Annotated in this window: 6 protein-coding genes; 4 read left to right on the forward strand and 2 right to left on the reverse strand. The window is 64.6% G+C overall.

What is annotated here, in order from left to right:
- The 4 genes from ACZO3G_RS14595 to ACZO3G_RS14610 all read left to right on the forward strand — a co-directional run.
- Positions 1-101, forward strand: a 101-nt coding sequence (locus ACZO3G_RS14595) for a GMP synthase (glutamine-hydrolyzing) (protein WP_486847369.1), incomplete at its 5' end; no start/stop codon positions are given.
- Between the two features lie 136 nt (positions 102-237).
- Positions 238-672 carry a MarR family winged helix-turn-helix transcriptional regulator gene (locus ACZO3G_RS14600; RefSeq protein ID WP_101549582.1) on the forward strand — a complete coding sequence of 145 codons (435 nt, stop codon included), beginning with the start codon at positions 238-240 and terminating at the stop codon, positions 670-672.
- 1 nt (position 673) lies between these two features.
- Positions 674-2,038 carry an MATE family efflux transporter gene (locus ACZO3G_RS14605; protein ID WP_276872557.1) on the forward strand — a complete coding sequence of 455 codons (1,365 nt, stop codon included), beginning with the start codon at positions 674-676 and terminating at the stop codon, positions 2,036-2,038.
- A gap of 140 nt (positions 2,039-2,178) precedes the next feature.
- The gene (locus ACZO3G_RS14610; protein ID WP_101553179.1) at positions 2,179-2,688 is read left to right on the forward strand and encodes a GNAT family N-acetyltransferase; all 510 of its coding nucleotides are present in this window, start codon (positions 2,179-2,181) and stop codon (positions 2,686-2,688) included.
- Positions 2,689-2,763: 75 nt separating this feature from the next.
- On the opposite strand, the gene lpdD is transcribed toward ACZO3G_RS14610, so the two are convergent.
- A complete protein-coding gene (lpdD, locus tag ACZO3G_RS14615; protein WP_276872558.1) occupies positions 2,764-3,144 on the reverse strand; it encodes a prenylated flavin chaperone LpdD in 381 nt (126 codons plus the stop codon).
- Positions 3,145-3,565: 421 nt separating this feature from the next.
- Positions 3,566-3,884 (reverse strand): sigma-70 family RNA polymerase sigma factor (locus ACZO3G_RS14620; protein WP_486847368.1); only part of this gene is annotated, 319 nt, incomplete at its 5' end.

Consider the following 3,884-nt stretch of genomic DNA (forward strand, 5'->3'; position numbering starts at 1 on the left):
TCATGAAGATCACAAACCGCATCCTGAAGGAAGTGCCGGGGGTCAACCGCGTCTGCTACGACCTCTCCCCCAAGCCGCCCGCGACGATCGAGTGGGAATAAATCCGGAAAACGCTTTCAAAGGGGCCCAGGCTTTCGCCTGGGCCCCTTTTTTCCCCCGGCACTTGACTCCGGATAAAATCCGTGATATAGTTAAGTGAAATTATATAAATTGACTTAACCATTTAGGAGGATCGGCATGGACCTGCGGGACGCCCTAAACCAATACTACTACGACACCACGGTCTGCGACCTGCGGCAGCTCAGCCGGACGGGCGGCGGGGAGCTCTCCTACAACAGCATCATGTACCTGGACGTCATCTCCTTCCAGGAAGCGGACGGCGGCTGTACGGTGGGCAGGCTGGCAAAGACGCTTCGCATTTCCGCGCCGGCCGCCACTCTCAAGGTCAACGAGCTCGTCAAAATGGGGCTGGTTGAGAAGTCGCGCAGCGAGACGGACCGGCGGGTCGTCTACCTGCGTGTGACAAATCAGGTGGCCGAGTCCCTCAAAAGCTACGACAGCCCCTTTGAACGCGCCGCGCAGGCGGTCGAGCGGCGGTTTACCGCGGATGAGATCCGGGCCTTCTGCTCGATCCTCGGCACCTTTACCGAGGAATATAAGAAGGATTTTTGATATGGAACAGCAAAATCAGATCTTCGAGACGCTCTCCCCCACGCGCCTGTTCTTTCGGTGCGCCCTCCCCAGCATGGTCAGCATGGCCGTCGCCGCCCTCTATACGATCGCCGACGGCGTCTTTGTGGGTCGTTTCATCGGGTCGGACGCTCTCGCGGCAATCAACCTCGTCATGCCGCTGCTCAGCATCAGCTTCGCCCTCGCCGATATGGTCGCCGTCGGTTCGTCGGTGCAGATCGCCATCCACCTGGGCGAAAAAAAGGAGCTGGAGGCCAGCCGGATTTTTACCGTCTGTTCCCTGCTGATCGTCGGGATATCCGCGGTCGTGGGAGTGATCGGCTATTTCGGCGCGGAACCGCTCGTGCGCCTGATGGGGGCGGACGCGGAGGTCACCGCGCTCTCGGTGGAATATATCAAGGTGTACGCCGTCTTCGCGCCCTTCATCATGGTGTTCTTCGCGGTCGACAACTATCTTCGCATCTGCGGCCGCACCCATTACAGCATGGCGCTCAACATCATGACCTCCCTGCTCAATATTCTGCTGGACTACCTGTTCCTCGGCGTGCTGCGGCTCGGCATCGGCTCCGCCGCGCTGGCCTCCTGCATTGGGCTCTCGCTGGGAACCCTCCTCGGCTACTGGCCGTTTCTCCGGAAAAAGCTCCAGCTGCGCTTCGTACGCGGGAAAATCCGCCTCCGGCAGATCACCAACATTCTGTTCAACGGTTCCTCCGAGTTCTTTTCCAACATCGCGGGCTCCATCCTGATGATCATCCTGAACAGCATCCTGCTTCATCTGGCGGGCTCGATGGCGGTGGCCGCGTTTTCCATCGTCCTCTACGTGGACAGCATCATGGCCTCCCTCCTCTATGGCATGACCGACTCGATGCAGCCGGCGATCAGCTACTGCTACGGCGCGAAGCTGCGCGGCCGCATGTTTGCCTTTGAAAAGCGGGTGCTGCTCGCGGGCGCGCTGCTCTCCGGGATCACGCTGGCCGGGATGCGCCTCGGCGGGCAGGGGATCATCTCCCTGTTTATCCGGGAGAACGACCCGGCCCTGCTGGAAATGAGCCTGCGGGCCATGGAGCTCTTCTCCTTCACCTACCTGACCGGCTGGATCGGCGTGGGGCTCAGCGCCTTCTTTACCGCCGTCAACCGGCCGGGGACTTCCCTCGGCATCTCCATCGGCCGCGCGCTCTTCTTCCCGCTGCTCGCGCTCGCCGTCCTCGTCCCCCTGCTGGGCGTGGACGGCGTGTGGCTCACCTCGGCGGCAAGCAGCACGCTGACGGCCGTCACGGCGGCCGTTTTCCTCGCGCGGTTTTTGTACGGACAGAAAAAAGAGGGCCGGACCGACCCCCCTTCCCGGTGACCGCGGCGCCGGCCGCGGGATTCCCGGTTTCTTTCCGCGAAAACGGGATCCTTTTTTCGCACGCGGTGCAATCCGGCCCCGCAAACCGCCAAGAATCAGTGAAAGGCCCGCGGAAAGCCGCGGGCGGTTTGGAGGAAGCCATGATCATCCGAAAAGAGACTCCCGCGGACTATGAGGCGGTGTATGAACTCGTCAAGGCCGCGTTTGCGGCCGCCGAGCACAGCGACGGGCGGGAGCACGAGCTGGTGGCCGCCCTGCGGAAGAGCGGCGCCTTCGTGCCCGGGCTGTCGCTCGTCGCGGAGACGGACGGAATTCTCGCCGGGCACATTCTCTTCACGGAAATCCGGATCGGCGGGCGGACCGCGCTGGCGCTCGCCCCGCTGTCCGTGCTCCCCGCGTACCAGCGGAGGGGCGTCGGCTCCGCGCTGATCGCGGAGGGGCACCGTGCGGCGCGGGAACTGCGCTATCCCTTCTCCGTCGTCCTCGGAAGCGAAAGATACTATCCGAAATTCGGTTACCTTCCCGCCGAACGGTTCGGCATCCGCCCGCCGTTCGACGCGCCGTCTGAAAACTTCATGGCCCTCCCCCTGTCGGACGAGCCCGTCCGGATGGAGGGTGTCGTGCGGTACGCAAAGGAATTCGGGCTCTGATGCCCTACGGCGGCCCGGGAAACCGCGCGACAAAAAGCCGGGGAACCCCAGCGGGGTTCCCCGGCTTTTTCTGTTTTACCCGGCGGGCTTTTTGTCCTCCAGGAGCTTTTCCGCCAGCTCCTCCGCCAGCCGCTCCACCGCTTCGATCCGCGCCGCGTCCGCGCCGGGGAGGTGGACCCCCGCCGTGACGACGACCACCGTGTTGAGCGCGCGGCAGAGGCGTTCGGCGACCGGGCGGGCGACGGCCTCGTCCTTGTGGCCGGGCTGGTTCCATACCGAGCAGGTGCAGGAGACGCTCCCGTCCCCGCGCAGGCTGGGGCGCGGCTGCGCGATGGCCACCGACCCGATGTGCGACCGCCCGCCGCCCACCGTCACGGTGAGACCCTCGTCGAGCGCCGCCGCCCGCGCCTCGAGCGTAATGCCGTCGCGCGACACGCGGTAAGATCCCGCCTCCATGCGTCCAACCCCCTTCAGGCGGCTTTTCCGCCCTCGATTTTATGAATCCACTGTAACGCACCCGACGCCGGATGTCAACCCAAAACCGTGCCGGACGGGCGGGCGCGGCCGCCAAACAAAATTTCCTCCCGCAAAGCGGGCGGGGCCGCCGCGCGGGGGCGCCGCTTTTGCCGGCTTTCCCCCCAAACGCCCAAAAGCGGCGCCGCATGACGCCGCGCCGCCAGTCGCCCCCCGCCGGCGCGCCGCATAGTATGGCAGTGTGAGCAACAACAAGCGGCGGCAGTATAAGGGTGGCGACAGCCCTCAGAAGAGCCTGCGTATGACGACCTGCTGCTTCACATAAAGGGAGGGCGGATTTAATCCGCCCTCCCTTTTTCGCATATCGCGCCTGTCCGACGCCCGTCCGTTCCCTTCTCCCCCGCTACCCCGTGAGCTCGCGGCGCAGGGCGGTCAGGATCTTTTTTTCGCGGCGGGAGACCTGCACCTGCGTCATGCCCAGACGCGCGGCGGTCTGCACCTGCGTCATGCCGGAAAAATACCGCAGCACGATCAGCTTGCGGTCGTTCGGCTCGAGGCTGCCGACGACCTGCTTGAGGGAGATCACGTCGGAGAGCATGTCCTCGGGCGACGCGACCGGCAGGTCGATCTGCCCGCCGCCGTCGTCGTCGCTCTCGGTGAGGGAGAGGGGCGGCGCGGCGGCGCAGAGCGCCTCGACCACCTGCTCCTCCGGCAGGTCCATC

Source organism: Anaerotruncus sp. (genome assembly GCF_057433415.1).